This is a genomic window from Mucilaginibacter achroorhodeus (genome assembly GCF_007846095.1).
In the GTDB taxonomy this organism is placed as follows: Bacteria; Bacteroidota; Bacteroidia; order Sphingobacteriales; family Sphingobacteriaceae; genus Mucilaginibacter; species Mucilaginibacter achroorhodeus.
In genome coordinates this window covers 577,049-593,570 of record NZ_VOEI01000001.1, presented here as the reverse complement: position 1 = coordinate 593,570, position 16,522 = coordinate 577,049, and the positions used below count along the sequence as shown (strand labels likewise).

The 16,522-nt window shown below is 42.2% G+C and carries 17 protein-coding genes and 1 tRNA gene; 8 read left to right on the top strand and 10 right to left on the bottom strand.

What is annotated here, in order from left to right:
• Nucleotides 1–57 precede the first annotated feature (57 nt).
• Complete coding sequence (locus FPZ42_RS02815; RefSeq protein WP_261382210.1) at nucleotides 58–1,782, top strand: RluA family pseudouridine synthase; 1,725 nt, start codon at nucleotides 58–60, stop codon at nucleotides 1,780–1,782.
• A 59-nt stretch (nucleotides 1,783–1,841) separates the two neighbouring features.
• Here FPZ42_RS02815 and FPZ42_RS02810 read toward each other — a convergent pair whose 3' ends face one another.
• On the bottom strand, nucleotides 1,842–2,864 hold the full coding sequence (locus FPZ42_RS02810) for an LLM class flavin-dependent oxidoreductase (RefSeq protein ID WP_146268956.1): 1,023 nt from the start codon (nucleotides 2,862–2,864) through the stop codon (nucleotides 1,842–1,844).
• A gap of 123 nt (nucleotides 2,865–2,987) precedes the next feature.
• Entirely contained in the window at nucleotides 2,988–4,487 is a 1,500-nt protein-coding gene (locus FPZ42_RS02805; RefSeq protein WP_146268955.1) for a hypothetical protein, read from the bottom strand.
• 131 nt (nucleotides 4,488–4,618) lie between these two features.
• On the opposite strand from FPZ42_RS02805, the gene yiaA reads away from it, so the two are divergent.
• Together yiaA and FPZ42_RS02795 are read left to right on the top strand one after the other, a co-directional pair.
• A complete protein-coding gene (gene yiaA, locus FPZ42_RS02800; RefSeq protein ID WP_146268954.1) occupies nucleotides 4,619–5,086 on the top strand; it encodes an inner membrane protein YiaA in 468 nt (155 codons plus the stop codon).
• Between the two features lie 240 nt (nucleotides 5,087–5,326).
• Complete coding sequence (locus FPZ42_RS02795; protein ID WP_146268953.1) at nucleotides 5,327–6,268, top strand: hypothetical protein; 942 nt, start codon at nucleotides 5,327–5,329, stop codon at nucleotides 6,266–6,268.
• A gap of 40 nt (nucleotides 6,269–6,308) precedes the next feature.
• On the opposite strand, the gene FPZ42_RS02790 is transcribed toward FPZ42_RS02795, so the two are convergent.
• Nucleotides 6,309–7,496 carry an FAD-dependent monooxygenase gene (locus tag FPZ42_RS02790; protein WP_146268952.1) on the bottom strand — a complete coding sequence of 396 codons (1,188 nt, stop codon included), beginning with the start codon at nucleotides 7,494–7,496 and terminating at the stop codon, nucleotides 6,309–6,311.
• A gap of 151 nt (nucleotides 7,497–7,647) precedes the next feature.
• Here FPZ42_RS02790 and FPZ42_RS02785 point away from each other — a divergent pair, with 151 nt between their 5' ends.
• Nucleotides 7,648–8,364, top strand: a complete 717-nt coding sequence (locus FPZ42_RS02785; protein ID WP_146268951.1) for an SDR family NAD(P)-dependent oxidoreductase — start codon at nucleotides 7,648–7,650, stop codon at nucleotides 8,362–8,364.
• Nucleotides 8,365–8,997 (top strand): flavin reductase family protein, encoded by a 633-nt coding sequence (locus tag FPZ42_RS02780; protein ID WP_146268950.1) that lies wholly within the window; start codon nucleotides 8,365–8,367, stop codon nucleotides 8,995–8,997. It begins immediately after the preceding gene.
• A 56-nt stretch (nucleotides 8,998–9,053) separates the two neighbouring features.
• Here the strand turns inward: FPZ42_RS02780 and FPZ42_RS02775 are convergent, their stop codons facing one another.
• The 5 genes from FPZ42_RS02775 to FPZ42_RS02755 are packed head-to-tail and all read right to left on the bottom strand — an operon-like array spanning nucleotide 9,054 to nucleotide 11,663.
• Nucleotides 9,054–9,686: a nitroreductase family protein gene (locus FPZ42_RS02775; protein ID WP_146268949.1), complete on the bottom strand. Its 633-nt coding sequence runs from the start codon at nucleotides 9,684–9,686 to the stop codon at nucleotides 9,054–9,056.
• A gap of 11 nt (nucleotides 9,687–9,697) precedes the next feature.
• Nucleotides 9,698–10,120 (bottom strand): organic hydroperoxide resistance protein, encoded by a 423-nt coding sequence (locus tag FPZ42_RS02770; protein ID WP_146268948.1) that lies wholly within the window; start codon nucleotides 10,118–10,120, stop codon nucleotides 9,698–9,700.
• A 21-nt stretch (nucleotides 10,121–10,141) separates the two neighbouring features.
• Nucleotides 10,142–10,819, bottom strand: coding sequence for a type 1 glutamine amidotransferase domain-containing protein (locus tag FPZ42_RS02765; RefSeq protein WP_146268947.1), 678 nt, complete (start codon nucleotides 10,817–10,819; stop codon nucleotides 10,142–10,144).
• 23 nt (nucleotides 10,820–10,842) lie between these two features.
• On the bottom strand, nucleotides 10,843–11,244 hold the full coding sequence (locus FPZ42_RS02760) for a DoxX family protein (RefSeq protein ID WP_146268946.1): 402 nt from the start codon (nucleotides 11,242–11,244) through the stop codon (nucleotides 10,843–10,845).
• Entirely contained in the window at nucleotides 11,244–11,663 is a 420-nt protein-coding gene (locus FPZ42_RS02755; protein WP_146268945.1) for a MarR family winged helix-turn-helix transcriptional regulator, read from the bottom strand. Before FPZ42_RS02755 ends, FPZ42_RS02760 begins: the two co-directional genes overlap by 1 nt.
• Before the next feature lie 355 nt (nucleotides 11,664–12,018).
• On the opposite strand from FPZ42_RS02755, the gene FPZ42_RS02750 reads away from it, so the two are divergent.
• Nucleotides 12,019–13,560 carry an FG-GAP repeat domain-containing protein gene (locus tag FPZ42_RS02750; RefSeq protein ID WP_146268944.1) on the top strand — a complete coding sequence of 514 codons (1,542 nt, stop codon included), beginning with the start codon at nucleotides 12,019–12,021 and terminating at the stop codon, nucleotides 13,558–13,560.
• 138 nt (nucleotides 13,561–13,698) lie between these two features.
• Here the strand turns inward: FPZ42_RS02750 and FPZ42_RS02745 are convergent.
• Nucleotides 13,699–13,789 (bottom strand) — tRNA-Ser (locus FPZ42_RS02745).
• A 241-nt stretch (nucleotides 13,790–14,030) separates the two neighbouring features.
• Here FPZ42_RS02745 and FPZ42_RS02740 point away from each other — a divergent pair.
• Both FPZ42_RS02740 and cdaA read left to right on the top strand, forming a co-directional pair.
• A complete protein-coding gene (locus FPZ42_RS02740; protein ID WP_146268943.1) occupies nucleotides 14,031–15,002 on the top strand; it encodes a polyprenyl synthetase family protein in 972 nt (323 codons plus the stop codon).
• Nucleotides 15,003–15,239: 237 nt separating this feature from the next.
• The gene (gene cdaA, locus FPZ42_RS02735; RefSeq protein ID WP_146268942.1) at nucleotides 15,240–16,031 is read left to right on the top strand and encodes a diadenylate cyclase CdaA; all 792 of its coding nucleotides are present in this window, start codon (nucleotides 15,240–15,242) and stop codon (nucleotides 16,029–16,031) included.
• Here the strand turns inward: cdaA and FPZ42_RS02730 are convergent.
• Nucleotides 16,028–16,414, bottom strand: a complete 387-nt coding sequence (locus FPZ42_RS02730; protein WP_146268941.1) for a hypothetical protein — start codon at nucleotides 16,412–16,414, stop codon at nucleotides 16,028–16,030. The genes cdaA and FPZ42_RS02730 overlap by 4 nt on opposite strands.
• Nucleotides 16,415–16,522: the final 108 nt, after the last annotated feature.

The window sequence follows — 16,522 nt, the reverse complement described above, 5'->3', positions numbered from 1 at the left end:
ATTTGATTTAGGAGCCTGCCGACGCGATGTTTGCAGGCTTTTTTCGTGTTGGTGGGCGTGGCAAATTTGAATTACCTTACTTTTGCAGAAAAATTGAAGGTGCACAACATGGCCGGGAAGGTAATTTATTTTGATGAGAGCGAGATTGAGGGGATAGACCTGCCCGCGCGTTTTACCTTTCCTTTTTTTTATGAGCCACACCCGCTGGCGTTGATAGCATCAGAAAAGCTTAAAAATTATCTCCAGGGCCAAACCGATCTCGACCATAATTTTGGTCTCGACCGAGATGCCGAAGGCACAGCTATCGGTAAAATGTTCGGCGTTTTGATAGTACAAGATAAGGAAGGTAAGTTGGGCTACTTAGCCGGATTCTCGGGCAAACTGGCCAATTCTAATGATCACTCTTATTTTGTGCCGCCAGTGTTTGATATGCTTACCGAGGATGGCTTTTTCTTAAAAGGCCAATACATCCTTAATGATATTAATCGCGAGGTTAAAGAGATTGAAGCCAATCCGGACTATATCGCTTTACAGCAGCAGCTCAAAAATTTAATCGCGCAAACGGAGAGAGAATTGGCTGATTTTAAGGGTCAGCTAAAAGCAAATAAGCTCGACCGTAAAAAGCAAAGAGAGTTTCAAAAGCAAACACTCGATCCAGAAGCCTATGCAACGTTTGAGGCCCTGATGATAAAAGGCAGCCTGCACGATAAACATCAGCTAAATTTGCTGGGCGCCAGGCACGAGGAACAATTAGATAAGCTTAGGAGCCGGATAGCAATCTTTAGCGATAGAGTAGAAACCTTGAAGAAGCAGCGCAGGGAAATGTCGGCTGGTTTGCAGCAGCAGCTTTTTGAGCAGTATGTTTTCGTGAACCAGCAAGGGCAAACCAAAAGTTTGCATGATATTTTCAGCGAAACGGTTTTAGGCGTGCCATCTGCCGCAGGCGAATGCGCTACGCCCAAGCTATTGCAATATGCTTTTCTGCAGGGTTACACACCCCTTGCAATGGCAGAGTTTTGGTGGGGAACCTCACCAAAATCGGAGATAAGGGTGCACGGGCAGTTTTATCCCGCATGCACCGGTAAATGCAAACCCATCCTTAAACATATGCTGGAAGGTATTGAGCTGGATGATGACCCGTTGCTCATTAATCCCGGTGAAAACAAACCGCTGGATATTGTTTATGAGGACGATCACTTTGTAGTAGTAAACAAGCCGCACGGGTTATTATCCGTACCCGGTATCAATATCACCGATTCGGTTTACACAAGGCTAAAACAGCGTTTTGAGACAATTGACCCGATGATCATCCACCGGCTGGATATGGCTACATCGGGGTTATTGGTAGTTGCCAAAACAAAAGAAGCGCATAAGCATATACAGCAGCAATTTCTTAAACGCACAGTAACCAAATGTTACACCGCATTACTTAATGGCATAATTAGCGATGCCGAAGGAGAGATCAGTCTGCCGCTAAGGGGCGATCCGGAGAACCGGCCCTGCCAACTGGTATGTTTTGAACATGGGAAAAAAGCGGTAACAAAGTGGAAAGTAGTTGACAGACAAAACGGCAAAACCAAGGTACATTTTTGGCCGCTTACGGGCCGTACACACCAGCTTCGAATGCATGCCGCCCATGAGGGAGGCTTAAATGCCCCAATTTTGGGCGATGACCTTTACGGCATATCCGCAGATCGTTTGCATCTGCACGCCGCTTATCTGGCGTTCACTCACCCTGTTTCCGGAGAAGAAATGATTTTTGAGATGGCCGAGGATTTCTAAAAATCAAAAGAGCAACCCTATAAGTCGCTCTTTTGATTTTATTATATTTCTCAAATCTATTATCGCCAGCCTAAGCCAGGGGCAACATGTTCCAGTATGGATGACAGCACATGTACATTATAATCAACCCCTAAAGTATTAGGAATTGTTAAAAGTACTGTGTCTGCTTCTTGTATGGCCTCGTCCTTTGCCAATTCTTCGATCAGCCTGTCAGGCTCGGCTGCATAGCTGCGGCCAAATACAGCAAGGGTATCACTTTCAATGTAGCCGAATTTATCCGTGCTTTTGTTATCGCGGCCAAAGTATAGCCTGTCCTGGTCGTTCATTAAAGCAAAGATCGATCGGCTTACCGACACGCGCGGTTCGCGTTGATGGCCGGCATTTTTCCATGCTTCTTTAAAAAGGCGGATCTGCTCGGCCTGTTGTATATGGAAAGGCTTACCGCTCTCGTCAAACTTTAAGGTAGAGCTTTGCAGGTTCATGCCATTTTCTGCAGCCCAAACCGCGGTAGCATTTGTTGCTGCGCCCCACCAAATACGCTCGCGTAAGCCGGGTGCATAGGGTTCTAAACGTAACAAGCCCGGCGGGTTAGGAAACATGGGATTGGGGTTAGGTGTCGCGAAACCTGCACCATTTAATTTACTTAAAAATTGCAGCACCTTTTCGCGGCCCATATCTGCATCTGTTTGGCCTTCTGCGGGCTCATAGCCAAAGTATCGCCAGCCATCTATAACCTGCTCCGGCGACCCTCTGCTTACGCCCAATTGCAAGCGCCCACCAGATATTAAGTCGGCAGCGCCTGCATCTTCAACCATGTATAAAGGGTTTTCATAACGCATATCGATCACACCAGTCCCGATCTCTATCTTACTGGTTTTAGCGCCAATGGCGGATAGCAATGGAAATGGTGATGCCAATTGTGCAGCAAAGTGGTGGACACGAAAATATGCTCCATCAAGGCCGATCTCCTCAGCAGCTACTGCAAGGTCTATCGACTGCAGCAGTGTATCGGCTGCGGTGCGGGTTTGATAAGCCGGGTGATTGGCCCAATGCCCAAATGATAAAAATCCTATCTTTTTCATATTAAATCTCCGAAATCAGATCATTAAAGTAAAGATAACGATAGTACATTTAAAATAAATGTTTAAACATATAAAATTGCTTTTGGATGTCTTTTTTGAGATAGATGCTATTCTGTTTTTCTGTTACTCATGAAGTTGATTGCCTTGGATTATTGATAGCAATACATCATATGCAGATCTCTTTTCTATCCGGGCAATGAGCCAGGCTACGAAACCTGTAGTGAACAGATCACTTTTCTGCTCGTTTTGCAATAGTTGCATAACATCTTTTTTGTAAGCCGCCTCTGAAACAACATCCGGGTTTGTGAGGTACTTTTCAACCAGCTTAATAAAAATGATCACCCGCTCTTCTGATGTTTGCAGCAAGTATTTTTTGTACCGGCGTTTAAAGCTTTGCAATCTTGAGGTTGCCGGATCTATCTCATCAAACTGCGCCCATATTAGTATCTCCATCAGGTTTTTCCTGATGGTCCACAACATCCCCATTTTCTTTTCGTAGCGGGCATCTGTATGGTTAAAATGGCTCAATTGTTTTACACAACGCTTGTTGCCGCATAGGGCCCAAAACATAGTTAGGCATAAACGATGATCCTCGATATCTTCTTGTTTAAAGGTTTGCCTGTTCTTCCTGAGCGATTGTTCCAGCGTGAAAATAGCGTCTTCTGCAAAACCGGTGTAGAATAGATTTAAAGCGTGCAATAGTTGATAGCGCAGGTAGAAAACCCAATAGAACCGCGTATCTGTAAGCATCAGGCACATCATGTCCTCTAAATAGGATGCGCTTGTTTTAAACACTTGTGTTCTTAAATGATAATTAGCTAATAAATATAATATGGAAAGATAGTAGAATAGGTAAGGCTTTTGGTTGGCTTTCTGGCTTATAAAGTTTTCTGCCGCTGCTATAAATTTTGTTATAAGTCCGTAATTATGGTTTATAGCAGCGTATTCGTTAGCTATAAGTAATATCTGGTAAACTGATCTGTAAGTTTGCAGGTCTTTCGTAGAGATCTGATAGTTTTTGATACTCGTGACCATCAACTCAGTAAGATCTACTACCTTGCCTTTAAGATGTATCTCCTGTAATTCCGTCCGCAGGTAAGCATAAGCCATGTTAAGCTTCGCTTCCCGCTGCATGTTTGTTTGATTAAGGTTAAAACGCTCAATAAGGTCTTCAAACCTTTCGGCACCATGCAAGTGCGCATATTGTATTTTCAGCGAAAGCAGCTCGTTGAGCAGGTTAAACTGCTCCAAATGTTCTGCGAGTTTTTCTGCTTTATTCAGGCATTTAAAACCCAACCTGGTTAGATCATTCTCTAATAAGAAGCGCCCAACAACAACCAATCTTAGTGAATCATAAGTATCAGAACTATCGTCTTCAAAAGTTTTTTGCGAAAGAAACAAAAGCAGGTTATCCTGCAATCTTTTACGCAATGCATGGTATGCGTCGCTATTTTTTTGCCCGTTGTATAATTTATTTTTATGATTTATATCATCAGTTTCTATAAATTTAAGTAGATCTAAATTCTTGACATCAGCTCGTTTGTTTTTACGTTGTAGAAATGCTTTGAATTGCCTTTTGTCATCAATATCAAGTAAATCATTAAGTGCTGAAAGTGAATCCATTCTTTAAATTGTAGCCGTTTTGGTATAAAAATAATAAAAATATATCATCAGTTTAAATGATATTATTGTTTTAGTAGCTCCGCAGTTCACCGCACATTTGCTTCCATATCAACAACAAAAAAATTAAAATTATGGAACCGCTACAAAACAGAACAGAAGAGACTTCATCCATCCTGAAATATGGAGACAGAACCAGGAATCCGTTTAAACCAACCCCGGCATTTATAGGTGCATCCTGGTTTGCATTATTGGTTGGCATAACAGGCTATTGTATTGGCTTGTGGAATGCAGATATACAGCTTAACGAAAAAGGGTACTACTTCACCATATTGCTATTTGGCTTATTCGCAGTGATTTCCGTACAGAAAAGTGTGCGCGACAGGGCCGAGGGACTAACGGTGTCTGACCTTTACTATGGCATAAGCTGGTTTGCAACCATAGCTGCGATGGTATTACTAACAATAGGTTTATGGAATGCAGGACTGGCCCGAAGCGAGAAAGGCTTTTACGCAATGGCGTTTTGCCTGAGCATGTTCTCCGCCATTGCCGTACAAAAAAATACCCGCGACGCAAAGATGTTTGAGGATAAAGAGTTGTAACGTAGCGGTTGCCACCCCGCAGTGTTCGCTAAGGTGAACCTGCGGGGTTTATTTTATAGCAATAAAGATTATCCTTAATAACCTAAATCTTGTACAAAAAAGCAAAGCCCATGGAAGTTTTCCTACCGGGCTCTATTGATATTTTCAGAATTTAATTTTGAAATTACAGCGTTTTGATAAAATTATTTAAATAAAATATATATTTGAAATAATATTATTTGGCACAGCTTATCTGTCACTATGAATTCAACTTCTATAATTAAAACATTAAGTCAAGGTTTATTTTTGTTGATGCTGCTTTTTAGCCTGGTAAATTGCAAGCAAGGTAACGCAGCTAAAAACGGTAATAAAAAAGAACGAATTTCTTTTAAACCGGTATTTGATATTAACTATATAGAGGTGGCCCGCAGGTTAGATAACGGCTTGTCGTTTAATGAGGATGGATACCAGTTAGAGCCCACCTGGCAAATAAAATTTGTGTCTGACGATTCGGCTTCCATCTATAGTCCGACAAAGAAAGCGTCAATCAATTTCCCTATGGCCCGGGGAATCGATTCTATTTTCTACGCGGCGAAGGTTTTTTTCAAGGTAAAAAAGATAACACGTGATAGCATGCTTTTGCAGCTTATTGAGGCGAAGGAAGATTCTATAGACCTGCGGGGAGCTAAGTTATACATGACCTTTTATGCCGAGAAGTTTATAAAAGACGTAGTACATAAAGATTTGGCGACATTAAAGGCCCCAACCTGGCGCGATACCATGTTTGTTAAAAACCTTACTGACTCTGCCGAGAAAGATTATAGTAAAGCTTTTTTTGCGCGGCAGCCAGCTGTAGTAAGCAGTAAAAGCAGCTCGGTTAAGGTAGAAACGCTTCATGTAACAGGTAATATACTTGAAACCAACCCAACGGATAACGATTATATGTATCCCACATTTAATATCTCTATAAAGCACGCCAAAAAAGATTTTTACTATTCCTTTTCAGTAACAGTTGATAGCCGGGGTGGCCTGCACTATGAGAAACCCATGGTACCCGGCAATAACCTTTATTACATTTCGCACTCAAAAGCGATATTAGATAAATACTTGAAGCGATATTTAAATGTTAAGCCCGGCTCAACATTGGGTATGGTGCATCCCAGCAGTATTTACTTACATGTGAGAGGGAAAAAGGACATGTGATGGTGTGAAAAACATGGCCGAAAAAAAGATGTTTTAAGCGTTAAATCTTAGGTAATTCTAATTCCTCTTTAGGCTTCTTTTTATCCTTCCCAAAAAGTTTCATAACAGCCTTGAAAAAATTACTGCCAGCAACCCTGAATGCAGCGTTTAGAATGGCTACACCCATTTTTGACCGTGGGTAAACTAAATTAGGAACGCCCGGCGGCAGTTTTTGCACTTTGGCAACATAGGGTCTTAACCGGTTTTCGTACGCTTCAAACGCTTTGGTATGATCGGTGTTGCGGGCAAGTTCTGTGGCAACTATGTAAGCACCGGCAATTGCAAGGTCGGTACCTTTACCACCGATTGGGGTTACACAGTATGCAGCATCGCCTATCATGGCAACCCTGCCTTTGTACCATTGTTTTGCCTTTACCTGGCTCAGCCTTTCCAGGTAAAGATCCTCAGACTTATTTATCGCTTCGGTTAGCCTCGGTGCTTCCCAACCTACATTTTTTATTTTATCAGTGAGCAATTTTCGTTGCTCATCAAGCGGAAGCTTTTCATACCCACGCTCCGGCGATCGGAAATTTACAGATGCCCGTGTTGTACCATAATTATCTGGCCGTATTAAAAAAACAATACCACCCGGTGCGTTACACCAACGAGCCCATTCACTATCAGTGGCTGCCTTTGGTGCTGTGAAATATGATGTGTACACTCCCAGATAAGCGAAGCTTACCTCGTTACCAAATACCTTTTGTCTCGTGGCTGAACCGATACCTTCGGCGATAATAAGCAGATCGAAATTTTCTTTTGCACCGCTTTTAAATTCAACCTCAACGTGGTTGTCCAGGTTGTTTACGGCAGTGATGTGGTCGTCGAAACGGATATCTGCATTCGCCTTTGCCTTGTTATAGAGAATCTCAACCAGATCGCCACGCAAGATCTCCAGTTCCTGGGTCATGCTAAAAGCATCGTCTTTTGAAAATTCAGATACAACTTTGTTTTTTGTAGTTACAAACCTGATACCAACTTCAGTGGTGTTGGCGGCTTTTATCTTTTCTTCAAGCCCCATCATCCTCACTACTTCAACAGCCGGACCTTTCACATCAATATTTTGGCCACCTAAGCGGAGATCGCCACCTTTCTCGATGATGGTTACATCAAACCCATATCGCTGTAACCAATAGCTAAGCGTTAGGCCCGCAATGCTGGCACCGGAAACCAGTACTCTTTTTTTGTCCATGTAGAAAACTGCCTTAAAGTATTTGAAGTAGTAAGTAGACGTTTGGCGTGGCAGAAGGTTTGAGTATCACGCTATTGTTCACCAACACATCGCACGGAATAAAGGAATTGTGAAGCTAAAACCAAAAAGGCGTTTTTGCGATTGTAGGTATATGAATTTTGAAGGCAAAAATGTTTTAATTATCGGTGGCAGTTCCGGTATCGGTTTATCTGTGGTAAAGCAGCTTCAGGCGCAAAAGGCTGTGGTTTATCTTATCTCCAGGTCTTCATCTGAAGAGTGGGGAGCCGATGTTCATTTTCTCTCTGCTGATGTCACAGGCGAGATGGGTGAGGTGGAAGCATTTTTACCTCCGCAGTTACACGGGTTAGTCTATTCGGTAGGGAGTATTAATCTGAAGCCTTTTAACCGGCTAACCGTGGATGATTTCATGACCGATATGCAGCTCAATCTTTTTGGAGCGGTAAAGGTGATACAGCAGGCACTTAAACAGCTAAAAAATGCAGTGGGGAGTTCTGTTGTTTTGGTAAGTTCTGTTGCCGCCAGCACCGGTATGGCTTATCACGCCAGCATTGCAGCAGCAAAAGGAGCGGTTGAAGGTTTTGCTCTTTCGCTTGCTTCAGAACTGGCCCCGGCAAAGATCAGGGTTAACGTAGTAGCGCCATCTTTGACAGATACCCCACTTGCGAAAAATTTACTCAGTACACCGGAGAAAAGAGAGGCATCAGAAAAAAGGCACCCTTTAGGGAAGATCGGAAAACCCGAGGATATCAGCCGGGCGATAACTTTTTTGCTGTCGGAAGAAAGTGAATGGATGACCGGACAGGTAATGCACGTTGATGGTGGTATGGGAAACTTGAAAATGCTTTAAATGAAGAATTTTAAAAACGATGAGATAGGTAAAATGGAAAAGTTTTACCGCATGAACCTGATCAACAGCCTTATTGGTTTCCGCGCACTTAATTTGTTAGGCACAGCTAATGATGACGGCGTAAGTAATCTTTGCATTATTAGTTCAACTTTTCATCTTGGCGCCAACCCACCGTTAATTGGGTTGGTAATGAGGCCACAACGCGAACACAACGACACGCTGAAGAACATCCTTTCCTCAGGCCAGTATACGCTTAATAACATCCTGCCTGATTTGTATAAGCAGGCACATCAAACCAGCGCCAGCTATCCCTCGGGCGATTCAGAATTTAAGGAATGCGGCTTTGATGAGTTGTATATTGATGGTTTTAAAGCTCCGTTTGTGCAAGAAGCAAATGTCCGAATCGGGTTGGAGTTAAGAAAAACAATATATGTGGACTTGAATGGCACCACCATAGTTATTGGCGAGATAATGCACATCCTTACCGAAGATGGCCTGATTGGGGATGATGGCATGATAGACCATTACAAAGCAGGAACGATCACTGCTGCCGGATTAGATAGTTATTATACTATAGATCCTTTGGGTAGATTGGCATATGCCAAGCCTTACGTTGCGCCTCATGAAATTTAAATTGAAAATAAAATAGCCTGTTAAAGTAATTTTAACAGGCTATTCTCTTTTGTAGCTTATTTAACTTCTATTACAAAATCTTCGGTTGGGTTGCGTACTTTTTTCATCGGTGCAAGCCAATCGTTTTCGTCGCGGTAACCTAAGTACAGCAGGGTTACACTTTTTAGGCCTAATGATTTAAGGTCGAGCAGTTCATCCACCAGCTCATTGTTAAAACCTTCTGCCGGCGTGCTGTCTATCCTTAATTCCGCCGCTTGTGCAATAGCCATAGCAAAAGCGATGTATGATTGACGGGCAGTATGTACAAAGTTCTCCTCCGCGCTTTGGTTAAGATAAAGGCTTTTGATCTTATCTGTATAGCTGCTGAACCTTCCCTGGGGCAAGCCCCGCTCATCGGTTATGCGGTCATAAATGCTGTCTATCCGTTCGGCACTATACCTGTCCCAGGCTGCAAATACCAGCACGTGCGAGCAATCAACCATTACCTCGGGATTAAGGGAGCTTGGCGCGAGCTTTTCTTTTATCTCCTGGTTAGACACAACCAGCACACGAAACTGCTGCAAGCCTGATGATGTAGGTGCTAATCGAGCGGCTTCAACAATTTTATCGATATTTTCCTGGCTTACTTTTTTAGTCGGGTCATACTTCTTAGTGGCATATCTCCACTTCAGATCTTCTATTAATGACATTGTATAAATTTTTAATTATTGGTAACTGCTAACTTCACTTCGATGTTACCACGAGTGGCGTTAGAGTAGGGGCATATCTGGTGCGCTTTTTCTACCAGTTCTTTAGCTTTCTCAAGTTCAGTTTCGCTAACGTTCACATCAAGCTCAACGGCAAGGCCAAAACCTCCCGCATCGTTTTGACCGATGCTTACCTTTGCGGTAACAGTGGTGCCGCCAGTAGAAACCTGTTCTTGTTTGATCACTAAGTTAAGGGCGCTGTCAAAGCAGGCTGCATAACCTGCAGCAAACAATTGCTCTGGATTGGTATGATCATCGCTGGTGCCGCCAAGTGCTTTGGGCATCCTGACTTCCAGGTCTAATACGCCGTTGCTGCTTTTTACATGGCCGTTGCGGCCTCCGGTTGCGGTTGCTTCCGCAGTATATAATGTTTTCATTTTTTAGGTCTTCTTAAATAATTATTTTAAACGGGCGATCATCTTTTCTGCAACACCTTCTGATGACGCAGGATTTTGTCCGGTTATCAATAAACCGTCTTCAACCACATGTACGCCCCAGTCGTCGGTTTTACTGTAATTTCCGCCCAGGTTTTTCAGTTCGTCTTCAACCAGGAATGGCACAACATCAGTCAGTTTTACTGCCGCTTCTTCGGTATTTGTAAACCCGGTAACATCTTTTCCTTTTACAAATGACTCGCCATTCTCAAATTTCACATTTTTGAAAACGCCCGGCGCATGGCAAACTGCACCCACTAATTTTCCGGCGTTATAAAAGTCGAGGATCAGTTGTGCCGACTTCGTATCGTTAGCCAAATCCCATAGCGGGCCATGGCCACCTGGGTAAAATATCGCATCAAAATCAGATGCATTCATTTCATCAAGCTTATGGGTGTGGGCAATTATATCCTGCACCTTCGCATCGTTGTAATAACGTTTGGTAGCTTCGGTTTGTGCAGAAGGAGCTTCGCTGTTGGGGTCAATCGGTGCCTGGCCGCCTTTTGGGGTAGCTACCACCACTTCGTAACCGGCATCTGTAAACTTGTAATAAGGTGCTGCAAATTCCTCAACCCAAAAACCTGTTTTGTGGCCTGTATTGCCTAATTTATCGTGTGAGGTAACTACAAATAGAATTTTCATCGGTGATTTTTTAAAGTTATATGTTATTGATTTTTGTTTTTAAGCGCGTTAGTGCTCCAAAGCGCCCATAGAATAAGGATCGGCTGAAAAAAGAGTCTGATGAGCCTTGCGTTATCAGTATTGAGGCCGAATGCGTTTACTTTATTAACATACTGAGAGACATTGCCGGGGAAGATGAGTATAAAGAAAATGGCTGCTGTAATGCCAACCCATTTTTTGTACTTTACTGCAAAAATGAGCGCTAAACCCAGGCTGATCTCTACAATGCCGGATAACACGACTGTCAGGTCCGGGTTGATAGGCAACCATTTAGGTACCTGCGCCAAAAACTCCGTACGGTTAAAGGTAAGGTGACTTACACCCGCAAAGGTTAAGAAAGTACCCAGAACTATGCGGGCTATATTCTGTATTTTGGTAGTGCGCATTATTTGCCTAAAACTTTATTTAAAAGAGTGCGTAGTTGCAAGAGTTCATCAATAGAAACATTTGCGCATTTCACTAACTCCATTGGGATATGCTTTGCTTCTTCTTTCAATTGGCTGCCTGCGGTTGTCAAAGAAATCATGACAATACGCTCGTCCTGTGTGCCCCTTATTCGGTTTACAAGTCCTTTCTGCTCTAATCTTTTCAATAACGGGGTAAGGGTGCCAGTATCGAGGTATAACTTTTCTCCTAACTGGTTTACGGTTTGCGTTTTATGTTCCCACAATACCATCAGCACCAGGTATTGCGGATAGGTAATATCTAATTTGGCCAGCAGCGGCCTGTACAAATTTGTCAGGTTTCTGGAAAAAGCATACGCAGGGAAACAGATCTGATTTTCGAGCTTTAATAAATCTTCCACGGTGTTATAACGATGCAAATCTATAAATGTTTTGCACAATATAATTTTGTAAAATATTTATGGATATGGCTTTTCTATTTACGGCAATGCAAACGCTTTCAGCCATCCACGTAACCCAATGCTCAAGCTGTTTATTAGCTAATAAGAAATTAAAGAGAGATATCTGAGCAACTCAAAGCTTTAAAACTAATAGTACAAGCTTTGAGTTTGCGTTGCATCAGCCTTTCAATATTATCAAACGCTTTCTTCGGGCATTTAGATCAAGTAATTTCTTTATTACATCAATTTTGAAGGAATTTTTGGTAGTACCTTTCCAGTTGAGTCATATTTCTTTAAAATTAACAATAAGCGCGCGATGGGTGGTAGGCTAACGAAAGTTTTATTCAGTAGTTTGTATTTAGGTGTAGCTTTAGTAGGCTTCAATTCGTTTACCGTTAAAAAAAGTGTTACCATCAAAGATGATGGAAAAGGGCTGTTTACAACCTATTGCGCCATTTGCCATATGTTACCTAACCCGGCAAGTCTTACAAAAAACATATGGCAATTGCACGTGCTACCTGTTATGGCCAGCAGAATGGGGATAATCTATCCAAATTATGACCCATTAAAAGGCCTTTCTGAAGAGGAACGGAAGATAGTTAACAAAAATGGCATTATCCCTGAAAATCCAATGTTGACAGATAAACAATGGGACCAGCTAAAAAATTACATTCTTAAAAACGCTCCGGATTCAATTCCATTAGATAGAAGCCGTTTAACCAGGGATAGTAAACTAACGCAATTTGTAAGGAACGATGTGCAGGTAGACGAGCAGCTACCATCCTTGATAACAGGTTTAAAGTATGATAAGGATACAAAGAAGTTATGGATAGGCAGCTACTATAACAAGGTTTTAACCTGGCAACCGCGTATTGGTGTGGTTGATATTATCCCAACCAAAAGCCCGGTTGTTGATTTTAGTTTTTATAAGGGCGATGTTTATTTCACCCAGATTGGAAAGCTTTATCCTACAGAGTTAAGTACCGGGCAGATCACAAAGAATGACGGATCTTCAGTGTTGGCTGGTGCATTACACAGGCCGGTAAATACCGCGGTAGAAGATCTTAATAACGATGGCACGCCTGAGATCGTAGTATGTAATTTTGGTAACAAGTTAGGGTCACTATCGTTGTTTAAAAAAGACAAAAAGGGAAAGTACAAGGAGGATGTATTGCTGCCACAGGCGGGAGCTATTAAATGTTATGTGCAGGATATGAATGGCGACGGCAAGAAGGATATTGTTGCTATGTTCTCCCAGGGTGATGAAAGTGTTTACATTTTCTATCAAACGGATAATCTAAAATTCAAAGCTAAACGAGTGCTACGTTTCCCGCCAAACTATGGTACTACCGATATGGTACTTACAGATTATAACCGTGATGGCCTTACCGACATTATAACTGTACATGGTGATAATGCCGATTACTCAAACATATTGAAGCCTTACCATGGCGTTAGGATAAATATCAACGAGGGCAACAGTGTATTTGCAGAAAAGTTCTTTTATCCTATATATGGCGTAACACGCGTGCTGGCCGAGGACTTTGACAAAGATGGCGATATCGACCTGGCCGCAAGCGCGTTTTTTCCTGATATGGGACCATTGGTAGATGAATCTTTCGTTTATCTTGAAAACATGAATAGCGCCAAATACAATTTTAAAGCTTACAACCTAAAAAGTGACGTGCCATTAAAAAGTTTAACGCTTGAAAAAGCCGACATAGACGGCGATGGAGACGTTGATATAATAGCAGGAAACTTTGCACAAAGCCCGGGTGCGGCACCGCCTGAACTGGATAAGAAATGGAAAGCCGCTACCTACGGCTTAATCATCTATTTAAATACACTTAAAAAGTAGATGTTTTACGGGCAGGTTTCAGGACCAAACTTATCCTGCTATTGTTAAATAATATTATTTTAAAAAAGCACAATCACTTATACCGATCAAAAGGCCTTACATGTTGATGTAAAGCCTTTTGATATTTTATATTCTACCTGGCGGAGAGGGAGGGATTCGAACCCTCGATACGCTTTTGACGTATACACACTTTCCAGGCGTGCTCTTTCGACCACTCAGACACCTCTCCGTTTTTATAAGGATTGCAAAGGTAAAATATTATAACAAAAAAGCGGAACCTTTTTGGGGTCCCGCTTTTCACGAAAACTTTAACTCACAAAAACTAAACTTATGCTGTTATTACTAACTGATATAATAGAGTAGCTTACCCGCAAATGGTTTAACGCCACACTAAAAAAAATCTGATGTTTGTACATATATATCTTATAAACCTTATGTTTGCCTCCTGAATAAAAGGCTGGCCTGTTTGCATGCTAAACATCAACGAAATTAAGAAACCCATTGCTGCAGAAATTGATGTTTTTGAGGGAAAGTTTAAAGCCTCAATGCAAAGTTCTGTTCCGCTGCTTGATCGTATTACGCATTACATTGTTAAGCGCAAGGGAAAGCAGATAAGGCCAATGTTTGTTTTCTTCTCAGCCAGCATTTGTGGCGGCATAAATGAATCTACGCATCGCGGTGCCGCGCTTGTAGAACTGTTACACACTGCCACCCTGGTGCATGATGATGTGGTTGATAACTCATATCAACGCCGTGGTTTTTTCTCTATCAACGCCCTTTGGAAAAACAAGATTGCCGTTTTGGTTGGCGATTACCTGCTGAGCAAGGGCTTGCTGCTTTCTGTTGATAATGGCGATTTTGGTTTGCTAAAGATCGTTTCTGAAGCCGTAAAGCAAATGAGCGAGGGAGAGTTGTTGCAAGTGGAGAAGGTTCGCCGCATGGATGTAAGCGAAGATGTTTATTACGAAGTTATAAGGCAAAAAACCGCTTCGCTGATTGCCTCTTGCTGTGCTTGTGGGGCCGCTTCTGCCGGTGCTGATGAAGTCATCGTTGAAAAAATGCGCCTGTTCGGCGAAAAGATAGGTATAGCCTTCCAGATCAAAGATGATATGTTTGATTTTGGAACTGATGATGTAGGCAAACCTTTAGGTATAGATATCAAAGAGAAAAAGGTTACCCTTCCGCTTATTTATGTGCTAAACAGTGCAGGAGGTGCCGAAAAGAAACGCATGATAGGCGTGGTCAAAAACCATAACGATGACCCCAAGAAAATAGCCGAGATCATCAGTTTTGTTAAAAGCAACGGCGGCCTGCAATACGCCCAAACCCAAATGGAAAAATACCAGCAAGAAGCTTTTGATATCCTGAACACCTTTCCACCATCCGAGGCCCGCACCGGGTTAGAGCAATTGGTAAGGTACACTACGGAAAGGAATAAGTAAGTTTGAAGGCTTGAATCAAAGTAGACCTGTCATTCTGAGCGAGAGCGAAGAATCTATCTGTCTGTTAGCGAAAGTGTCATTGTGGGTTGCGCGGCAATCTTTAAGGGTGGCCATGATATACTTTAAGGCTTTTACAGGGATGGATGGCTCAAGAAGCCCATCTTGGCAGTGAGGCAATAACCTCATTAATCCTCAAATCCTTTAACCATGGTTCAAAACAATTATTAACTTCGTGATATGCATTTCCCTGAACTCAACTTTCCAAAATTTGGCATTTTTGATGTGCTGGATATATTGCTGGTAGCTTTTCTCATCTATCAGTTGTATAATCTTATCAGGGGTACCATTGCTGCCAACATCTTCATAGGTTTAATCACTATTTACCTCGTTTACCGCATTGTAGATGCTTTGCACATGCAGATGCTATCGGGTATCCTCAGCAAATTTGCAGATGTTGGCATTATCGCTATAATTATCGTTTTTCAGCAAGAAGTGAGGCGGTTTTTGCTGTTGGTTGGTAAGAATGCATCGCTGCAGCGCAACAAAACCTGGTGGAAGTATTTTTTTGGCAAAGCCGATGTTGAGAAGAACAACTACGCCCGCATTAAACCCATCATAGATGCCTGCAAAAGCATGAAACAGACCCGCACTGGCGCGTTGATCGTTTTTGCTAAATATTACGATGAACAGTTTTACCAGAACAGCTGCGAAGTTTTGGATGCCAAAATATCGAAAAGGGTTTTAGAAAGTATTTTCCAAAAGAACAGTCCGCTGCATGATGGAGCGGTAGTTATCTCAGAGAACAAGATTAAGTCGGCGAGTTGTATTCTACCGGTAACTGAAAAGGCAGACCTGCCAGCGCAATTTGGTTTGCGCCACCGTGCAGGTATTGGCGTTACCGAGGCGAATGATGCAACGGCTATCATCGTATCAGAAGAAACCGGCGAGATCTCTTACGCCAAACAAGGCCGTATCAAGATGGATGTTAGTTTTGCCGAGTTAGAGAAACTACTCAATAAAGATTTTTAAGGGATCACAACCACGCTGTCGCGGTTATTCTTCGGTTGCGGAGCGGCACCCATAACAGGCATCTTTGAATTACCCTTAAGCTTTACCACCGGCATTTTTGAGTAGAACGGGATCACCTTAACAGCAGGGCCATAGTTAGTGTTGGCTCGTAATGGCAATGTTTTGTTCTGAGGAATTTCCGCATACATTTTGTTGAGGTTGCCCAAATTATTTTGACTGTCCATCTTCAATTGCGGGAACTTCTTTAGAAAGGTGCTATCAGCCTTTAAATTCTTTGATAACTGCTGGTTGAAGAAATTATCAGCAGAATTTGCAGGAGCTTTTTGAGCCGATGCCATGCCGGCTACACAAACAGATACTACCAGGAAGAACAACTTTTTCATAACAAGGTAATTACGTAATACTAAGATAATAAACAAGACGAAAATTTGTTGGCATGTGTTGCTTGGTATAAATGTTAAAGCGAAAACTTTAACATTTGTGATAAAACA